The organism is Streptomyces sp. Ag109_O5-10, assembly GCF_900105755.1.
GTDB lineage: Bacteria > Actinomycetota > Actinomycetes > Streptomycetales > Streptomycetaceae > Streptomyces.
The window spans coordinates 3343210-3362316 of record NZ_FNTQ01000001.1; the positions used below are offsets into that span (position 1 = coordinate 3343210).

Sequence of the window (19107 nt, forward strand, 5' to 3'; positions counted from 1 at the left end):
TTCCGAACGCCAGAGTGTCAAGGTCTCTACGCGCCGGGGCATACTCGGTGTCCCTGCGGCGCTGGCGCGTCGGCAATTTCACGGTTTTTCGCGGAGGTGAGTGATGGCGTCGTCGGGGACCGGACCCCGCAAGGTCACGATCGACGATGTGGCCGAGGCCGCGGGCGTGTCCCGGCAGACCGTGTCACGGGCGCTCAACGACAAGGGCGAGATCGGCGCCTCCACCAAGCAGCGCGTGCTCGACACCGCCCTGGCGCTCGGCTACCGGCCGAGCCGGTTCGCACGGGGGCTCGTCCGGCAGGACACCATAAGTGTCGGCCTGGTGATCCCCGACCTGCTCAACCCGTTCTTCACCGAGGTCGCCGCGGCCGCGCTGGAGGCGGCCCGGGACCGCGGCTGGCACGTCGTCGTGTACGACACCGGCGACCGGACCGAGGAGGAACGGGGCACGCTGGAGGTGATCGCCTCCCAGGTCGACGCCGTCGTGGGCTACCTCAGCCTGCCCGAGGACGAGATCGACAGGCTGACCCTGGGCCTGCCCGTGGTGCTCATCGACCGCGAGCACCGCACCCAGCGGTTCAGCTCGATCCGTATCGACGGCGAGAGCGGCGTGCACGCGGCGATCAGGCATCTGACCGCCGCGGGACACCGGCACATCGGCATGCTCGACCACGCCGAACGGTACGAACCGAGCATCCGGCACCGGTGGTTCGACACCGCGATGTCCGCATGCGGACTGGACTCGACCTCCGTGGCCCGCGCCGACCAGAGCGTCGAGGGCGGGGAGAGCGCGCTCCAGGAACTCCTCGCCCGGCACCCGGACCTGACCGCCGTGTTCACCTTCAACGACATCGTCGCCATAGGGGCGCTGCGCGCCGCACGCCGGCTCGGCCGGCAGGTCCCCCGGGACCTCGCCGTGATCGGCTTCGACGGCCTGCAGCTGGGCACGCTCGTCGACCCCCCGCTGACGACGGTGGCCCTGGACACCCGCCGTCTCGGCGCCCTCACCGTCGAACAGGCGGCCCGGCTGCTGACCGGCAGCGACCCGCTGCCCGCCGAACAGCTCACCGTGGGGGCGGAGTTGCGGGTGCGGGAGTCGGCGTAGGGGCGGCCGGGCCGACCGGGCTCAGGGCTTGACGGTGACGGAGCCGTCGGTTCTCCGGAGGCGGTCCCCGTCCGGTCGCTCGACGTGGGCCCCGTCCGTCGTTCCCAGACGGACCTGTTCCGCCTCGACGATCCGGCGGGCCAGTTCGGTGTCCGACACGTCGATCGCGTCCGGGGTGGCTTCGGCCACCTCGCTGCGGCGGGCGTAGGCGTCGAACAGGCGGGTCTTCCTCGCCAGCATCTCCACCAGGCGTTCGTCCACTCCCCCGGTGGCGGGCAGGCGGTGCACCCGGACCGGTCTGACCTGGCCCATGCGGTGGGCCCTGGCCACCGCCTGGTGTTCGACGGTCGGTTTGATCTGGGGTTCGCAGATGACGACGACGGAGGCGGCCTGCATGTTGAGGCCGACGCCCGCCGCCTGGATCTGCGCCAGAAGCACCGCGGCGCCCGGGGCGGCGGCGAAGTCGTCGACGAGCTGCTGCCGGCGTGCGGCGGGAACAGCGCCGGTGAGCGGGCCGAAGACCGGGGCGCCGTCGGCGAGCGCCTCCTCGACCACGCGCAGGACGTCCTTGAAGTTGGAGAAGACCACCGTCTTCTGCCCGTTCTCGCCGGCTTCCTCGACGATCTCCCGGAGCCGCTCCAGCTTGGCCGACCGCTCCGGGCGGAGGTACGCGGCCCTGCGCATCGCCATGAAGTTGCCGGCGCGCACGGCGTCGCGGTACGCCTCCGCGTCCGACGCGCTCAGCTCCTCCCACTCGTCGGTGTGCTGGAGACTCGGGAGTTCGGTCAGCACGTCCTGCTGGTTGCGCCGCAGGTAGACGGGGGCGACGGCCCTGCGGAAGGCGACCGATCCGGCCAGGGCGTCACCGTCGTCCAGGGACTCCGCGACGCCGCGGTCGAGCATCCCGACCAGGCTGCGGAACTCCGCGACCCGGTTCTCCATCGGGGTGCCGGTCATGAACAGGGCGCGCTCGCAGCGCTCCGCCCACCGGGCGACCGCCTGGGAGCGCTTGGCCTTCGGGTTCTTCACCGCGTGTGCCTCGTCGACCACGAACAGGCCGATCTCGCCGCCGTCCGGTGCGGGGAACCCGCGCAGGGCGTCGAACGTGGTCACCCCGACCCCGCCCCGCTCCTTCCAGTCCGCGAACGCGTCGCGCCGGTCGGGGCCGTGCAGCAGCATCGTGCGCAGGGCGCTCCGGGCCTCGATCTCCCGCGTCCAGTTCACGAGGACGCTCGCCGGGCACACCACCATGAAATGGCTCTGCCCCTCGGCGGCCAGGTGGGCCAGCACGGCGATCGCCTGGATGGTCTTGCCGAGGCCCATCTCGTCACCGAGGATCACCTTGCGCTGCGCGAGGGCGAACCGCGCGCCGAACGCCTGGTAGCCGCGGAGGGAGACCCGCCGGTGCGCGTCGTGGAGGCGCTGGGCGCGGACCCGCTCGGCGATCTCGTCCGGCAGGAAGCCCTCGGCGGCGGCCGCGTCGGGCGCCGCGCCGGAGATCTCGGCGAGCAGGCTGTAGTACTCGGCGGAACGGAGTTCGAAGTCCGACCAGGCGGCGAGGTCGGACGACGGCCCTCGGAGCAGGTCGACGGAGGCCTGGGCGAACAGTTCGGGCACCCGCCCCCGGTCCGCCTCGTCCACCAGCGGACGGAGTTCGGCCACCGCCGACAGGGCGCGGGCCTTCCGCTCCGGACCGGCCAGGAGCATCCGGAACCGCCCGGCGACGGGGCGGGCGTCGGCCAGCAGCGGCTCCAGCCGTTGCGACAGGGCGCCGGCCCGGTCGACGGCGCGCCGAGCCTCCGGCCCCGCCTCCACCAGCACCTGAAGGGCCACGACGAGTGCGGTGGTGCCCGGCTCCGGCCGGTCCACGTCGATATGGACCGCCACGGTCTCGTGCACGGCCTCGGAGAGTCTGCGGGCCGCGGCGAGCATCTGGTCGACGGTGCGGCGCCCGACACCGGGTATCTGAAGCAGCCGGTACGCGCCCGCGTCGAGTACGGCACCCACCGTCCGCAGCCCGCTCTGCTCGACGCCGCCCAGCCGCAGCCGCCCCTCGGTGACGTCCTGGAGCCGCGCGACCGGGATGGCGTCGAGCTCCCGCCGTACCGCCGCGTCGTGGATCGGCGCGAGTGCCGCCCGTACGGCCTCGACGGCCCTGCCGTGGTCACCGGCCACGTTCCGGGCCGCCTCGGCCAGCCGCGCTCCCCGCGCGACCACGTCCCGCTCTTCCCGCCCCACGCGCCCCGCCCCTCACTCCTCACCGGCCGTTCCGGCATCTTCCCACCCCGCGCCGTCCGGAGCCCCCCGGCACGAAGCAGCCCACGAGCGGCTCGGCGCGGTACGGGAGTTGAACCGACCACGCGTCGCGAGAGGCCGCGAGAGAGAGCAGGGACAACCAGGTCACGTGGGGTGGGTTGTGTGGTTTGATGCGCGGGCTGCGACCGTGCGCCGCGTCCTTCCCCCGAGGAAGGACGCCTGAGGCGCCGGGCGGTGCAGGGGAGGGCGGCCGTGCGGGGAGCGCGGTCGCGGGGACTTCGGGTGCGGGGCGTCGGAGGGGGTTTTCGTCGTGGGTGCTGACAGACGCGGCGGTATACGGCAGAGACGCAGGAGAGGGAGCGGGTGGCGCGGGCTGGTGCTCGCGGTGACGGGCGCGCTGACGGCGGGGCTGGTCGGCGTGGGCGTCCCGCAGGCGCGGGCCGGCGAGAACACCGGGTCGGTGGACTCGCTGCGCACCGGCTGGGACCAGGGGGAGAGCGGTCTGAGCGCGGCGGACGTGAAGTCGTCGTCGTTCGGGCAGTTGTGGAAGGCCCCGGCCCAGCTGGACGGGCAGATCTACGCGCAGCCGATCGTGGTCGGCGCCACGGTGGTGGCGGTCACCGAGAACAACGTGGCCTACGGCCTGGACCGGACGACCGGCGCCGTGCTGTGGAAGCGGAACTTCGGGCCGGCGTGGCCGGCCGCCACGCTCAGCTGCGGCGACCTGGCGCCGACCATCGGCAGCACCGGCACGCCGGTGTACGACCCGGCGTCCGGCGCGGTCTACCTGACGACCAAGGTCGACGACGGCCCGAACGCGCTCAACCCGCACTGGTACATGCACGCGCTCGACCCGGTCACCGGCGCGGAGAAGCAGGGCTTCCCCGTGACGATCAAGGGCTCGGCGTCCAACGACCCGAGCCAGTCGTTCCTGCCCGCGTACGAGATGCAGCGGCCGGGACTGCTGCTGCTCGACGGGACCGTGTACGCGGGCTTCGGCGGGCACTGTGACGCCAAGCCGTACCGCGGCTACGTGGTCGGCGTCAGCACCACGTCGCCCTCGGTGACGTCGATGTGGGCGACGGAGACCGGCGCCAGCAACAGCGGCGCCGGCATCTGGCAGTCCGGCGGCGGGCTGGTCTCCGACGGTCCCGGCCGGATCTTCGTGGCCACCGGCAACGGCGTCAGCCCGGCGCCCGGCCCGGGCACCTCGCCGCCCGGCACGCTCGCGGAGTCCGTGGTCCGGCTCCAGGTGCAGAGCGACCGGAGCCTGAAGGCCGCGGACTTCTTCAGCCCGTCCAACGCGCCGACGCTCGACCAGCTCGACACCGACCTGGCCTCCGGCGGCCCGGTGGGCCTGCCGGACAGCTTCGGCACCGCCTCCCACCCGCATCTGCTGGTGCAGCAGGGCAAGGACGGCCGGGTGTTCCTGCTGGACCGCGACCACCTCGGCGGGCGCTCGCAGGGCCCCGGCGGAACGGACGCGGTCGTCGGCGTCACCGGGCCGCTGAAGGGCCAGTGGGGCCACCCCGCGGTCTGGGGCGGTGACGGCGGCTACGTGTACGTCGTCGGCAACGGCGGCTCGCTGACGGCGCTGCACCGCGGCGTGACCGGCAAGGGGGACCCGGCGCTGAGCGTCGCGGGCGCGAGCCAGGACTCCTTCCCCTACACCAGCGGCTCGGCGGTGGTCACCTCCGACGGGACGCGCTCGGGCAGCGCCCTGGTGTGGGTCGTGTGGTCGGGCGGCCCGACGGGCGTGGGCGCCCAACTGCGCGCCTACAACCCGGTACCGGACGCGAACGGCGTCCTGCAGCTGGTGTGGTCCGCGCCGATCGGCACCGCAGCGAAGTTCGCCGTCCCGGCTACCGACGGCAATCAGGTCTTCGTCGGAACACGGGACGGCAAGGTCTACGCGTACGGCAACCCGGTGGGCAGCCCGCTCAAGGGCGGACCTGTCGACTTCGGGACGGCGCAGGTCGGCGACGCGGTGAGCACCGACGTCGTCCTGACGGAGAACCAGAACCCGTCCAGGGCGCTGACGATCGAGTCGGTGAGCGTCGACGGACCGTTCACCGCGGACACCGCGTCGCTTCCCGCCTCGATCCCGGCCGGCGGGCAGCTGACCGTGCCGGTCACGTTCCGGCCGGCCGCGGTCCTGGGCGCGAGCGGCACGCTCACCGTCGCCACCGGCGCGGGCACGTTCGCGCTGAGTCTGCACGGCGTCGGGACCAGGGCGGGGCTGGCCGCGTTCCCGGGCACGGTGTCCTTCGCCAACCAGCCGACGGGGACCGCGGCCACCGCGAACGTCCAGCTGACCAACACCGGCACCGAGCCGGAGACCATCACCTCCGTCGCACCGCCCACCGGACCGTTCAGCGCGGACAACCTGCCGAGCGCCGACCCGGCGGACCCGACGGTCGTCCCGGCCCAGGGCTCGGTCGTGCTCCGCGTCGGCTACGCGCCCACGGCCACCGGCCGGCACTCCTCGTCGATCACCCTGTCGAGCACCAGCGGCACGCTGACCATCCCGGTCGAGGGCAACGCGATCAGCGGCCAGGGGCACCTGCTGCTCACTCCCCCGTCGCTGGCGTTCGGCGGGGTCACCCGCGGCACGTCGGTCACCAAGTCGTTCACCATCACCAACTCCGGGAACGTTCCGGTCACCATCACCAAGGCGAAGGCGCCGGCCGGCGTGTTCACCAGCGCGGACCCGCTGCCCGAGGGGCTGGTCATCGGCCCCGAGCAGAGCGTGCGGCAGACCGTGACCTTCTCGCCGACCACCGTCGGCGCCCGGTCGGCGTCCTACGAGATCACCGGCGACTCCGGGCAGGGCGCGATGCTGGAGACGGTCGGCGGCACGGGCACCCCGCCGCCGGCACAGCTCGGCACGCTGCTGGCGCGGGACACCTTCGGCGTGCTGTGGCAGTACCACGGCACGGGCGTGGCGGCGGCGCCCCTCGCGCGGCGCCTCGACATCGGCCCCGGCTGGAACACCTACAACCTGATCACCAGTGTCTCGCGGGTGATGTCGGACGGCACCGGCTCGGTCGTGGCCCGCGACGGCACGGGCACGCTGTGGCTGTACCAGGGGACCGGCAAGGCGGCGGCACCGTTCGCGCCGCGCAGGAAGGTCGGGCCGGGCTGGGGCGGTTACACCTCCCTGACCGGCACGGGCGACGTCACGGGTGACGGCAGGGCCGACCTGCTCGCCCGCGACACCAGGGGCACCCTGTGGCTCTACCGCGGCACCGGCAGCACCACCGCCCCCTTCGCCGCCCGCACCAGGATCGGCACGGGCTGGAACACCTACAACGCGCTGACCGGCACGGGCGACGTCACCGGTGACGGCAGGGCCGACCTGCTCGCCCGCGACACCAGGGGCACCCTGTGGCTCTACCGCGGCACCGGCAGCACCACCGCCCCCTTCGCCGCCCGCACCAGGATCGGCACGGGCTGGAACACCTACAACGCGCTCGCCGGACCGCGTGACGTCACCGGTGACGGCAGGGCCGACCTGCTCGCCCGCGACACCACGGGCACGCTGTGGCTCTACCGGGGCACCGGCCACGCGGCGGCGCCCTACGCGTCGCGCGTCAGCGTCGGGCCCGGCTGGAAGATCTACAACTCCCTCGTCTGAGCCCACTGCGGCCCGGGCAACGACGGCGGCGCGGCCCCCGCGAAGGGTGCCGCGCCGCCCGTGCGTCCGACGGGCGGCGATCGCGTCGACCGGGGGCAGCGGCGTATACCGCTCCAGCTGCCTCGGAGACCGGCATCTCCGACATCGCGGTCCACACCTCCGAGTCGGCCGCCGCCGTCCACACCTCCGAGTCGGCCGCCGTCGGCCGCCTCTCACCGACGCCCGGACGCCGTCCGGCCCTTCGGCACCCTTCGCCGCGCGGGGTGAAGAATCGGCGCCGCGGACCGCGTCCTACGGCCGGATCCGCGCACGGCCCCGCCCTGAAGGATCGTGGCGGGCGGAACCGCCACGGGTTCCGCGAGGACAGCTGCGGTTTCCTTGCGACCAGGACCAATCCGCCGCCACAGCAGGATCGGATTACGTCCGGAGATGTCCCAACAGCGGAGGCCCCCGTGAAAGAAGCCGTGTATATCGGCAGAAATCCATCGTCGGAACCGGATCTGGAGGAGCTGGTGGGCCGCGTGGCTCTGGGGGACGAGGACGCGTTCGCCGCCGTCTATGACGCCGTGGCCGGTTCCGTCCTGGGGGTCGCGCGTGCCGTGCTGCGTGATCAGGCGCAGTCGGAGGAGGTGGCGCAGGAGGTGCTGGTGGAGGTGTGGCGGACCGCCCCGCGCTTTCGGCCCGAGCGCGGGACTGCGGTCAACTGGATCCTCACCCTCGCGCACCGCCGCGCGGTGGACCGGGTCCGCTCGGTGGAGGCCGCGACCGCCCGCGACCACAAGGCCGCGCTGCTGGAGCGGACGCCTGAGTTCGACGAGGTGACCGAGCAGGTGGAGGCCAGGCTGGAACGGGAGCAGGTACGACGGTGCCTGCGCACGCTGACCGAGATCCAGCGCCAGGCCGTCACGCTCGCCTACTACCGAGGGCTGACCTACGGCCAGGTGGCCGAGGCGCTCACGCTTCCACTGGGCACCGCGAAGACCCGACTGCGGGACGGGCTCATCCGCCTGCGCGACTGCCTGGGGGTGACCGCATGACCAGCGTCGCCGATCTGCACCACCTGACGGGGGCCTACGCCCTGCACGCCCTGTCCGACGACGAACTGCGCACGTTCGAGCATCACCTGGCGGGCTGCGAACCGTGCACACAGGAGACCGCCGAGTTGTCGGCGACCGCGGCCCGGCTGGGACTGGCCACCACCATGACACCCCCGGCGGCCATGCGCGAGCGGGTACTGCACCGCGTCTCGTCCGTCCGGCAGGAGACACCGGGCGGGCCGGCGGCCGGACGCGCCGGACGCTCCTCGCTGCATGCCAGGGTGCTGTCCCGGTGGACGCTCGCCGCCTGCCTCGCGGCGGTCGCAGCGCTCGGAGGCACGACCGTCTGGCAACATCAGCGCGCCGAGGACGCCCTGCGCCAGGCGCACCGCGCGCAGAGCGGGACCGGGGAGATCGCCGCCGTCCTGGCCGCACCGGACGCCAGGACACGTGCCGCCGCGCTGGGCGACGGCGCCACCGGCACGGTCGTCGTCTCCAAGGCCCGGGACAGGGCCGTGTTCGTCGTCTCCGGGATGGCCAGACCCCCCGGCGGCAAGGTGTACCAGCTGTGGTTCGACGACGACGGCACCATGCGCTCCGCCGGTCTGATGGATCCCGGCCGCACCGACCAGGCAGTACTCCTGCGGGGCGGAGTCGACGGGGCCTCGGGGATGGGGGTCACAGTGGAACCGGCCGGCGGCTCGAAGAGTCCGACCTCCGCGCCGGTCGCCCTGCTGGGCTTCCCGGCCTGAGGGTCCATCAGGATGCGATAGACCCCCCTGCCCGCCCCCGAGGAGGGGGCCCGGTCGCGCCGGGCCTGGGGGTTGAGCGTGGAACACGTGGCCGGGGCGTTCGGCGTGACCACGGCGACCGCGCGGTCCTGGGAGGCGGGCCGCACCGCGCCGACCGGGCCGCGCCGGGCCGCGTACGGTGCGTTCCTCAGCGGTCTGGCCCAGGGCCCGGTGGCCGCCTCTGGCCAGGCCGGTGCGGCGCCGTCCGGCGGAACGGGAAGCGCCGTCGACGGCGCCGCGCGCCCGGGCCCACGGCGCGCCCTGCCGCCTCTCCGGCGCAGGGCGAGGTGCCGTCGGGGGTACCGGCCGCCCGGCCCGCAACCGTCGTATCGGCAGCGCTGACCACGCGAACAGCCGGCGAGGCGGTGCGGCCCGTGGGAGCCAGGCCGGATCCCGGCACTCCGGCGGGCCGCCGAAGGCCGCGGGCCCTGGCGCTCGCGACGGGCGTGTGGACCGCCCTGCTGTATCTGATGACGACCACGCCCCAGCCGCACCCGTAGGGCACGGCAACGGCCAGGTGTCCCTCGACGGCACGACGAACGGCGCGGGCCACCTCCACCGCTCGGGCCCGGCGCACCGCGACCACCTGGACATCGACGTGCGGCGCGGAGGGCACCTATCGCCGTTCCGATGCGTATTTTCTTGGAATCCGGAGCGGAACAGCCCGCGGATTGGTGCGGAAAAAAGATTCACCCGTTCGAGGGGACGACCAATCCGGCCCCGGTCCGGAACCGGATTCCCCACGTGACCGACAACGACAACGAACCACGCAGGCCGAACGGCCCGCTCCGCCTCGCCGCGGGTGCGATCGCCGGGGTGGTGAGCGGATTCGCCGCCATCACCGTGGCTGAGCTGGTGTCGGCGGCGGTCCGTCCGCAGGCGGGACCGGTGGTCGCGGTGGGGAGCGCGGCGATCGACCGCACCCCCGCCGCGGTGAAGGACTGGGCGGTACGGAATTTCGGCACCGACGACAAACTCGTTCTCCAGCTCGGAATTCTCGCGGTACTCGCGCTTTTCGCGGTGGCGCTGGGAATTGCGGTGCTGCGGTTCCGGCGCACCGGCGCGGCCGGTGTGCTGGTGTTCGGCGCGGTCGGGGCGCTGGCGGCCGTCTCGCGTCCCGACACGAAGGGCTTCACCGACACACTGCCGTCACTCGTGGGCGCCGGTGCCGGGGCACTCCTGCTGTACGTCCTGGCCGGCCGTCTCGAACGGCGGCCCACGACAGGGCCCGCAACGGCCGGTGAACCGGTGGCCGACCGGGACCGGCGCGGTTTCGTCGTCACGGCGTCCACCGCAGCCCTGGCCTCCGCGGGAGCCGGTGTCCTGGGCAGGTCCCTGAACTCGGCGAGCGGCCGGAGCGCGGTCGCCTCCCGTGACCGGCTGGTCCTGCCGGCCCCCGCCTCACCCGCGGCCGCCGTCCTCCGGGGAGCGGGGCTGCGGATTCCCGGCGCCGTCCCCTTCATCACCCCGAACAGCGACTTCTACCGGGTGGACACCGCTCTGGTGGTCCCCAAGGTCGACGCGACCACCTGGCGGCTGCGCATCCACGGCCAGGGCGTCACCCGCCCGCTCACGCTCTCCTTCGACGACCTGCTGCGACGCGAGCTGGTCGAACGCGACATCACCCTCACCTGCGTCTCCAACGAGGTCGGCGGCCCGTACGTGGGCAACGCCCGCTGGATCGGCGTACGACTGGCGGACCTGCTGGCCGAGTGCGGGGTGCGGCCTCCCTCGAAGGGCGGCCCCGCCGACCAGCTGGTGGCGCGCTCGGTGGACGGCATGACGATCGGCAGCCCGATCGAGGACGTCATGGACGGCCGCGACGCCCTCCTGGCCCTCGGCATGAACGGCGAACCGCTGCCCTTCGCGCACGGCTTCCCGGTCCGCATGGTCGTACCCGGCCTGTACGGGTTCGTCTCCGCCTGCAAGTGGATCAAGGACATCGAACTCACCACCTTCGACGCCTACGACGCCTACTGGGTCAAGCGCGGCTGGGCGCGCAGGGCGCCGGTCAAGACGGAGTCGCGGATCGACACGCCCAGGCCGTTCGCCCGGCCGAAGGCGGGCACGGTGATGGTCGCCGGGGTCGCCTGGGCCCAGCACCGCGGCATCGACAAGGTCGAGATCCGGGTCGACGACGGCCCCTGGCGGGAAGCCCGCCTCGCCGCCGAGGACACGGCCGACACCTGGCGCCAGTGGTCCTTCCCCTGGCAGGCAACCAAGGGCGGCCACACCCTCACCGTCCGCGCCACCGACCGCACGGGCGCGGTGCAGACCGGCGAACGCGCCCGGACCGTCCCCGACGGCGCCAGCGGACGGCACTCCGTCGTCGTCACCGTCGAGTGACCTCCAAGACCACCTTCCCTTCCCCTCACAAGGCAGTACCCGCTGCCGTGACCTACAGGAGAAACACCATGAACACCCGTATCCGCCGCATCGCCGTGACCGTGGCCGCCGCGGCCGTCCTGCCGCTGGCTCTGAGCGCCTGCTCCGACAACAGCGGCGACTCCACCAACTCGGACTCCTCGTCGAAGGCGTCGGCGTCCGCCTCCGCGTCGGGCGACGGCATGACGGGCTCCGGCAGCACCACCTCGGCGGACCAGCCCTTCGGCGCCGCCTGTTCGGCCGTGCCCGCCAGCGGCGCGGGCTCCTTCGACGGCATGGCCCAGGATCCGGTCGCCACGGCCGCCTCCAACAACCCGGCCCTGTCCACGCTGGTGGCCGCGGTGAAGAAGGCCGGTCTGGTCGACACCCTCAACAACGCCCAGAACATCACCGTGTTCGCACCGACCAACGACGCCTTCTCGAAGATCCCCAAGGCCACGCTGGACAAGGTCCTGAGCGACAAGGCGCAGCTGACGAAGATCCTCACCTACCACGTGGTCGGCCGGAAGCTCACCCCGAAGGACCTGGAGAACGGCTCCTTCGACACCCTGGAGAAGTCGAAGCTCACCACCGCCGGCTCGGGCGAGTCCTACACCGTGAACGACTCCGCCAAGGTCGTCTGCGGCAACGTCAAGACCGCCAACGCCAACGTCTACATCATCGACACCGTCCTGATGCCGACCTCCTGACCGCGCACCGCGCGGGGGCCGGGACCACCGCGGTCCCGGCCCCCGTCGGCGTTCCCCGGCGCTTGCCGGGCAACCGGGTACGGCTGCGCGCGGAACGGGTCGATGCAAGTACAGGCACCTGACGAGGCGGTCACGGCAGAAGGGACGCCACCATGACCACACAGGTGGCGGACATCGCCGCCCGCGGGATCCCGGGCGTGTACGACATGGGCGACGGGATGTCCCGCACCATCGGCGCCGCCCGCGTCCGCGTACCCGGCGGCCGGCCGACCGTCGGGCGCGGCGATGAGGTCGAGCTGGGCGAACGGCAGAGGCCATCGACCTCGACCTCGTCGTCGAGTACGGCGTACCCGCCACCGCCGTGTCCCGGGACGTCCGCGAGAACGTGATCTCCGGGCGGTCGAACGCGGCACCGGCCTGGAGGTCGCCGAGGTGAACATCACCGTCAACGACGTCCGACTGCCCGGCGAGGAGGAGCCCTCCGCCGGTGCCGAGGCCCGCGTTGAGTGGCGGTTCCCGGCGTGAGCGGACGACAGCGGATCCAGGCGGAAGGTGGACGGGGGTGAGCGCACCGTGCGGAGGAATGCTCGCGGGGATGGCCCTGGCGTTCACCGGATACGTCGGCGGCATCGGCGCGTTCCTGCTCGTGGGCGCTCGGCGGCCTCGGCCGGGCCGCGGGCCGCTGGGTCGAGGGCGGCGGCAGCGTCCGGGACGTACGGGACGCGTTCGAGCGGAGTCGCCGATGACCACCGCGGCGCGGCGGGCCACCACCACAGACACGGACCGGGCCGTGCGCAGGATCGACGAGCGGGCCGCCGACGAGGCCCTGACGGGCCAGGGGTCCAAGGCGATGGCGACCGTGCACGGACGCCGGGCACACGCGGACCGCGACGTGGCGCTCCCCCCACCCGGCGGCGCTGACCGGCTCCGTCCCCAAGCTGCCAGAGCAAGTAGTGAGCCGTACCGGGCAGTTCACCGCCGGGCCGGGCAAGAACCCGACTGTTCACAGCGACGGGACCGGACCCGCCTCGTAGCACTCCGGCGGCAGGGCGGACACGACCGCACGGTGGAAGGGGCGCATCCGCAGGGCTGCGAGGTGCCAGGGACGGGCGGGGAGCCGAAGCGGCACGAGGGCACTCGTCGCGGACACCTGGCCGGCGGTCACCGCGGCCCCGGCGGGCGGGGGAAGAAGCCGCTGGTGCGCGCCGCGTACGCGGCGTAGCCCGGCCGGTCGGCCATGTGCCGTTCCAGCAGCCGTTTTCCGCTGCCTTTGGTCAGCAGCAGGCTCATCACCACCGGGGAGACGACGGACACGGCGGCGGCCTCCGGAGCGTCGCAGGTGAGCAGGAACAGGCCCCACCAGACGCAGAAGTCGCCGAAGTAGTTGGGGTGCCGGGTCCACGACCACAGACCCCGGTCCATGATTCTTCCCCTGTTGACGGGGTCGGCCTTGAAGCGGGCGAGCTGGGCATCCCCCACCGCCTCGAAGCCGGCACCGAGCGCCCACAGGCCGACGCCGGCCAAGGTGAGGGCCGAGGGCGGGCCGCTCACGTACTGCGCGGCCTGGACGGGCAGGGACACCAGCCACACCAGGGCGCCCTGCAGCAGATAGACCATCCGCAGGGCGTACGCGTTCCGGTTGCCCGGTGCCTTCGCGAGCATCGCCTCGTAGCGCGGATCCTCGCCGTGGCCGCGTCCCCGGCGGGCGATATGTACCGCCAGCCGCAGCCCCCAGACCGCCGTCAGCGCGGTCACCAGCAGCCGCCGTACGAGATCGCCCTCCTCGGCGGACGCGCCGAGGCTGACGACGGCGACCGCGGTGAAGCCGATGCCCCAGGCGACGTCCACGATCCGGTGGAGGCCGGTACGCACCGCGACGGCGAAGGTGACCAGCATGACCGCGAGGGCCGCCGCGGCGGCCCAGGCGAGGTTGAGCGCGAACGCGCCCCAGGGAAACCCGTTCACGGCCGCTCCAGCCCCTCGTACCACTGACGCGTGGCCAGCGGCATGCCGCTGTCGCCGCCGGGGCCCGGCCGTACGCCCAGGATCTGGTCGACGCCCATCCGCCCCTCCTCGAAGGCGAGCGCCCCGCCGACCAGGTAGAGCCGCCACACCCGCGCGGTCTCCTCCCCCACCAGCCGGACGAACGCCTCCCAGCGCTCTTCCAGGGTGTGGTGCCAGGCGCCGACGGTGCGGACGTAGTGCTCGCGCAGGGACTCGGTGTGCCTGACCTCCAGTCCCGCCCCCTCCAGCAGGGCCACGGTGTGTCCGAGTGGGCGCATGTGCATGTCGGGGGCGATGTACGCCTCGATGAAGGGGCCGCCACCGGGGGCGCCCGGGCCGCGGGACATCTGCTGCACCAGGACGCGTCCGCAGGGCCGGACGAGGCGGTGCAGTGCGGCGGCGAACCCGGGGTACTCGGCGTCGCCGACATGCTCGCCCATCTCGATGGTGGAGACGGCGTCGAATCCGCCGCCCTCGATGTCCCGGTAGTCCTGGCACACCACCTCCACCCGCTCGGCGAGCCCCCGCTCGCGCACCCGCTCGCGCACGTACGCCGCCTGCTCCCGGGCCAGCGTCACAGCGGTGACCTGGACCCCGTGCCGTTCGGCCGCGTGCAGGGTGAGCGAGCCCCAGCCGCACCCGATGTCCAGCAGCCGCGCGCCGCGCTTCAGGGCCAGCTTGCGGCAGATCAGCTCCAGCTTGGCCCGCTGGGCGTCGGCGGGGCCGAAGCCCTCGTCGTCGCGTGTCCAGTAGCCGCAGGAGTAGGCCATGGTCTCGTCGAGGAGGAGGCCGTAGAAGTCGTTGGACAGGTCGTAGTGGTGGCTGATGGCGGCCCGGTCACGGGACCGGCTGTGCAGGCCGCCGCGCAGCCGCGCCTGGGAGGCGGGGGCGGCCGGGCGGGGCCCGAGCACACCGAGCCGCGCGGCGGTGGCGAGGGCGCGGGCCGTGTCGGCGGGGCCGAGGCGGGGCGGCCGCAGCCCGCCCTCGCGCTGGGCCGCCCACACCGCCCGCAGGCCCTGCCCGAGGTCGCCCTCGATGTCGAGTTCGCCGGTGACGTACGCCTGCGCGAGACCCAGCTCTCCGGGCTGCCACAGCAGTCGGCGCAGTGCGCGCCGGGAGCGCATCACGACGACCGGCGCGTCGGCCGGGCCGGTCTCACTGCCGTCCCAGGCTCGCAGGCGTACCGGCAGGGGTCCGCCGAGCATGTCCTCGGCGAGGGCGGCGAGCCGGTGGGCGGCACCTGCGGCCCTGCTGGGGGCGGTCGTGCTCATCGAGCGGGGTTCTCCTTCGTGAAGAGGTACTGCTGGACGTCGAGGTAGCCGGCCCGGAACCCGGCCTCGGAGTAGGCCAGGTAGAAGGTCCACAGGCGGCGGAAGGTCTCGTCGAAGCCCAGCGCCTCGACCTCCTCCGCGCGTTCGGTGAAGCGCTCCCGCCACAGCCGCAGGGTCTCGGCGTAGTGAGCGCCGAACGCGTCTCGGCGGGCCAGGCCGAGGCGGGTGTGGTCGCGGACGGTCTCCTCGATCGCGCGCGTCGAGGGGATGAGGCCGCCGGGAAAGACGTACTTGTGGATCCAGGTGAAGGTGTCCCGGCTGGCGAGCATCCGCTCGTGCGGCATGGTGATGGCCTGGAGAGCGACCCGGCCGCCCGGTGCCAGCCGTTCGTCGAGCGTGCGGAAGTAAGCGGGCCAGAACTCGGCGCCCACCGCCTCCATCATCTCCACGCTGACCACGGCGTCGTACGTGCCGCGTGCTTCGCGGTAGTCGCACAGCTCGATCGAGACCCGGTCGTCGAGCCCCGCCGCGCGAACCCGCTCCAGGGCGAGGGCGCGCTGCTCGCGGGAGAGGGTGAGCGAGGTGACGCGGGCTCCGCGGGCGGCGGCCCGCAGGGCGAGTTCGCCCCAGCCGGTGCCGATCTCCAGCAGCCGGGTGCCGTGGCCGACGTCGGCCAGGTCGAGCAGCCGGTCGATCTTGCGGTGCTGGGCCGCGGCGAGCCGGTCCCGGCTCGCGGGAAAGCCGCGGAAGACGGCCGAGGAGTAGGTCAGCGTGTCGTCGAGGAAGAGGGCGAACAGGTCGTTGGACAGGTCGTAGTGGCGGCTGATGTTGGAGCGGGAGCCGTCGGGGGTGTTGCGCTCGTCGTGCGGGTGGCGCAGCGCCCACAGGCGGCGCAGCCGCTGGAGCCGGGCCGGGACCAGGTCGGCGGCGTGCGCGGCGAGCACGGTCAGGACGGCGACCGGGTCGGGGGCGTCCCACTCTCCGGCCATGTAGGACTCACCGAACCCGACCAGCCCGCCGGTGCCGACGCGGGCGTGGAAGGCGGCCGGATCGTGTACGTCCAGCAGCGGGCCACCCAGCCCCAGGGTGTCCCCGCCGGCGAACCGGACCCGCACCGGCAGCCCGCGCAGGGCTCCGCGTACGACGGCTTCGGTCGCCTTCCGGCGCGGCCACGACGTCCGTGGCACCGCGGCGACGTCCGGCCAGCGGATGGGGTTCACAGCGGTGGGTGGGGAAGCGGGGTGCACGGAGACGGACCCGGGGTCCGCGGCGGCGTCCTCGGAGCCGGGGTTCTCCGCGACGGCGGGCTCGGGGGCGGCGGGGCGGGCGTCGGCTGTCCTCATGTCGCTTTCTCCGGGGTGCGGTGGTTGTCGGGGCGGGGCTGGACGGGCAGTCCCCGCAGGTAGAGGCGTATGCCGTGGGCGCGGATCGCGGCCGACACGGCGAGGGTGGACCAGGGGTGGCGCAGCGCCTGCCGCAGCAGTGCGGAGGCGGTCGCCTCCCTGCGGTGGCCGCGTACCGTCGCGGTGAAGGCCCGTCCGCCCTGCCGGTCCAGGTGCACGGTGAGATCGAGCCGCTCGCCGGGGCGGGGCAGCCGCATGCGGTAGTGGCCGTCGACCGGGAAGAACGGCGAGACGTAGAACTCCTTCTCGGTGCGCGCGCTCCCGGTCGCGTCCGGGGTCAGCAGGTAGGCGTGCCGGCCGCCGTACGTGTTGTGCACCTCGGCGACCACGCAGCGCGGCTCGCCGTCGCGGCCGAGGCACCAGTACAGGGTCAGGGGATTGAAGACGTACCCGAACACCCGGGCGTGGGTGAGCATCAGCACGCGTCCGCCGTCCAGCGACACACCGCGCGCGGCGAGGAAGTCGTCGAGGCCGGCACGGATCGAGGGCCGGTCGCCGGTGAAGTGGTCGCGGGGGTCGAAGCGGGCGAGCGCCCGCAGCGGGCGCGGGAGCGCGGGCAGGCGGTCGGGGTCGACGAGCCACAGGTACGTGCGGTGGCGCAGCACGTACCGCCGGGGACCGGTGCGCGCATGCGCCACGGTGCACGGATAGAGGGCGGGTACGGCCGTCACCACCGCGCTCCCAGCGCCGCGGCGGCCTCGGCTCCCGAGCGGCAGCCGTCCTCGTGGAAGCCCCAGCCGTGGTAGGCGCCGGCGAACGCACAGACGGGGCTGGTCAGTTCGGGCAGCCGCCGCTGCGCGGCCACCGACTCGGGGGTGTAGACGGGGTGCTCGTAGACCATGCGGGCCAGTACCCGGCGCGGATCGACGCGGTCCTCGCCGCCCAGGGTGACCACGAACGTCTCGGCGGCGTCGAGGTGTTGGAGCCGGTTCATGTCGTAGCTGACCCGTACCCGGTCGGCGCCGGCCGCGCACGAGGGCATCAGGTAGTTCCAGGAGGCACGGGCTCCGGTGGCGCGCGGCAGCAGCCCTGTGTCGGTGTGCAGGAGGGTGGCGTTGCGCGAGTAGCGGAACGCGCTCAGCACCTCGCGCTCCGGTGCGGTCGGGTCGGCCAGCAGCCGCAGGGCCTGGTCCGGGTGGACGGCGATCACGACGTCGTCGTACGACTCGGTCGTGCCGTCCTCGGCGGTGATCTCGGCCCCGTCGGCGTGGCGCCGTACAGCCCGTACCGGCGTTCCGGTGCGGACCTCGGGGATCTGCTTGGCGATCCGGTCGACGTACGCGTGCGAGCCGCCGCTGACCGTGCGCCACACCGGTGAGCCGCTCACCGAGAGCATCGCGTGGTGGTCCAGGAACCTGAACAGGTAGGCGGCCGGGTAGCGCTGGGCGGTGGCTGCGTCGCAGGACCAGACGGCCGACACGACCGGTGTCATGAAGTGGGAGCGGAAGTAGGCGGAGAAACCCTCACGGTCCAGGAACTCGCCCAGAGTGAGCGCGTCCTGGCCGCCCTGTGCCAGCAGCCGCCGGGCCGCACGGTGGAAGGCCGGCACCTCCGACAGCAGCCGGAGATAGCGGCCGCGCAGCAGGTTGCGGGGCTGGGCGAAGAGTCCGGCCGGGCCGCGCGCGCCGGCGTATTCGAGGCCGCATCCCTCGCACCGCACGGACATGCTCATCTCCGACTCCTGCGTGGCGACGCCGAGTTCGTCGAAGAGCCGCAGCAGGTTCGGGTAGGTGCGGCGGTTGTGCACGATGAACCCGGAATCGACGCGGTGCACCCGGCCGTCGTGGGGCGAGAGGAGCTCGTGCGTGTGCGCGTGGCCGCCGAGCCGGTCGTCGGCCTCGTACAAGGTGACGTGACGGCTTCGGCCCAGGATGTACGCGGCGGTCAGCCCCGCCACCCCGGAACCCACCACGGCCGTCCGGCGCCGGGGCCCGGCCCGCCCCTCCGCGCCCTGCCCGGCACCCGTCGACGTCCGCTCCATCGCTTCCTCCCGCCCTTGGTGATCAGGGGTCCGCGCGTAATCCGGAGCAGCTCGGGCGGTGGATTGGTGGATCGGCCGCAGTGCCGCGCGTTCGGCGCGGTGGCGGTGCCGCCATCCGTTCCCCGCGCGGCCCTCGCGGGGAGCGAACGCCGAGGGCGGCCATCTGCCTCCGGTTTCGGACATGTCCCGACGACCACTCGGGTTCGCTCACGAGACCACGCGACCGGAGTGGACCGGGCGTCGACGAGAAACTTGCGCGCAGGTCGGATCCGCGCACACGCAGAGCAACCGCGGAAGCCTGAAGGGGATGGTCGGCGGCACAGCAGTCCGACTACAGCGCTTCACGTTCCACACGGGACGGGAGCAATCCGGAACCGGGTTCGTGCGGGAGACCGCCGCCGGTGCGCCGCTCAGAAAATCTCGGGAGCACAGCTGTCGATGTGCCGGCAGCCCGGACCTCTCACGGAGGGAAGCGGGCGGCCTGGGCGCCCTCCAGAACCGGTAGAGCCAATATCGGCAAGCCGACGCCCGGGCCGGACACCTTCGCC

Annotated in this window: 12 protein-coding genes and 1 pseudogene; 7 read left to right on the top strand and 6 right to left on the bottom strand. The window is 73.4% G+C overall.

What is annotated here, in order from left to right; genetic code table 11:
• Positions 1-103: 103 nt before the first annotated feature.
• Entirely contained in the window at positions 104-1105 is a 1002-nt protein-coding gene (locus BLW82_RS15210; RefSeq protein WP_093499311.1) for a LacI family DNA-binding transcriptional regulator, read from the top strand.
• A gap of 21 nt (positions 1106-1126) precedes the next feature.
• On the opposite strand, the gene BLW82_RS15215 is transcribed toward BLW82_RS15210, so the two are convergent.
• Entirely contained in the window at positions 1127-3343 is a 2217-nt protein-coding gene (locus BLW82_RS15215) for a DEAD/DEAH box helicase (RefSeq protein WP_093499312.1), read from the bottom strand.
• Positions 3344-3737: 394 nt separating this feature from the next.
• Here BLW82_RS15215 and BLW82_RS15220 point away from each other — a divergent pair, with 394 nt between their 5' ends.
• From BLW82_RS15220 to BLW82_RS15245, 6 genes and pseudogenes are all read left to right on the top strand, one after another.
• Positions 3738-6998, top strand: coding sequence for a choice-of-anchor D domain-containing protein (locus BLW82_RS15220; protein WP_093499313.1), 3261 nt, complete (start codon positions 3738-3740; stop codon positions 6996-6998).
• Between the two features lie 452 nt (positions 6999-7450).
• Positions 7451-8035, top strand: coding sequence for a sigma-70 family RNA polymerase sigma factor (locus BLW82_RS15225; RefSeq protein WP_093499314.1), 585 nt, complete (start codon positions 7451-7453; stop codon positions 8033-8035).
• On the top strand, positions 8032-8787 hold the full coding sequence (locus tag BLW82_RS15230) for an anti-sigma factor (protein WP_093499315.1): 756 nt from the start codon (positions 8032-8034) through the stop codon (positions 8785-8787). Before BLW82_RS15225 ends, BLW82_RS15230 begins: the two co-directional genes overlap by 4 nt.
• A 783-nt stretch (positions 8788-9570) precedes the next feature.
• Complete coding sequence (locus BLW82_RS15235; RefSeq protein ID WP_093499316.1) at positions 9571-11172, top strand: sulfite oxidase; 1602 nt, start codon at positions 9571-9573, stop codon at positions 11170-11172.
• 68 nt (positions 11173-11240) lie between these two features.
• Complete coding sequence (locus BLW82_RS15240; protein WP_093499317.1) at positions 11241-11900, top strand: fasciclin domain-containing protein; 660 nt, start codon at positions 11241-11243, stop codon at positions 11898-11900.
• A gap of 152 nt (positions 11901-12052) precedes the next feature.
• Positions 12053-12425: pseudogene (locus BLW82_RS15245) on the top strand (Asp23/Gls24 family envelope stress response protein); the annotation flags it as partial.
• 636 nt (positions 12426-13061) lie between these two features.
• Here the strand turns inward: BLW82_RS15245 and BLW82_RS15250 are convergent.
• From BLW82_RS15250 to BLW82_RS15270, 5 genes are read right to left on the bottom strand one after another with little or no spacing between them, the layout of a single operon-like run.
• Positions 13062-13865: a DUF1295 domain-containing protein gene (locus BLW82_RS15250; protein ID WP_093499318.1), complete on the bottom strand. Its 804-nt coding sequence runs from the start codon at positions 13863-13865 to the stop codon at positions 13062-13064.
• On the bottom strand, positions 13862-15175 hold the full coding sequence (locus tag BLW82_RS15255) for an SAM-dependent methyltransferase (RefSeq protein ID WP_093499319.1): 1314 nt from the start codon (positions 15173-15175) through the stop codon (positions 13862-13864). Before BLW82_RS15255 ends, BLW82_RS15250 begins: the two co-directional genes overlap by 4 nt.
• Positions 15172-16518: an SAM-dependent methyltransferase gene (locus tag BLW82_RS15260; protein WP_093499320.1), complete on the bottom strand. Its 1347-nt coding sequence runs from the start codon at positions 16516-16518 to the stop codon at positions 15172-15174. Before BLW82_RS15260 ends, BLW82_RS15255 begins: the two co-directional genes overlap by 4 nt.
• Positions 16515-17249, bottom strand: a complete 735-nt coding sequence (locus BLW82_RS15265; RefSeq protein ID WP_093508057.1) for a DUF1365 domain-containing protein — start codon at positions 17247-17249, stop codon at positions 16515-16517. Before BLW82_RS15265 ends, BLW82_RS15260 begins: the two co-directional genes overlap by 4 nt.
• Positions 17246-18559: an NAD(P)/FAD-dependent oxidoreductase gene (locus BLW82_RS15270; protein ID WP_093499321.1), complete on the bottom strand. Its 1314-nt coding sequence runs from the start codon at positions 18557-18559 to the stop codon at positions 17246-17248. Before BLW82_RS15270 ends, BLW82_RS15265 begins: the two co-directional genes overlap by 4 nt.
• Positions 18560-19107: the final 548 nt, after the last annotated feature.

Excerpts from the sequence above, each read along its gene's own strand:
- BLW82_RS15210 (WP_093499311.1), top strand. The coding sequence starts at position 104 with ATGGCGTCGTCGGGGACCGGACCCCGCAAGGTCACGATCGACGATGTG.
- BLW82_RS15230 (WP_093499315.1), top strand. The coding sequence starts at position 8,032 with ATGACCAGCGTCGCCGATCTGCACCACCTGACGGGGGCCTACGCCCTG.
- BLW82_RS15240 (WP_093499317.1), top strand. The coding sequence starts at position 11,241 with ATGAACACCCGTATCCGCCGCATCGCCGTGACCGTGGCCGCCGCGGCC.
- BLW82_RS15255 (WP_093499319.1), bottom strand. The coding sequence starts at position 15,175 with ATGAGCACGACCGCCCCCAGCAGGGCCGCAGGTGCCGCCCACCGGCTC.
- BLW82_RS15260 (WP_093499320.1), bottom strand. The coding sequence starts at position 16,518 with ATGAGGACAGCCGACGCCCGCCCCGCCGCCCCCGAGCCCGCCGTCGCG.
- BLW82_RS15270 (WP_093499321.1), bottom strand. The coding sequence starts at position 18,559 with ATGGAGCGGACGTCGACGGGTGCCGGGCAGGGCGCGGAGGGGCGGGCC.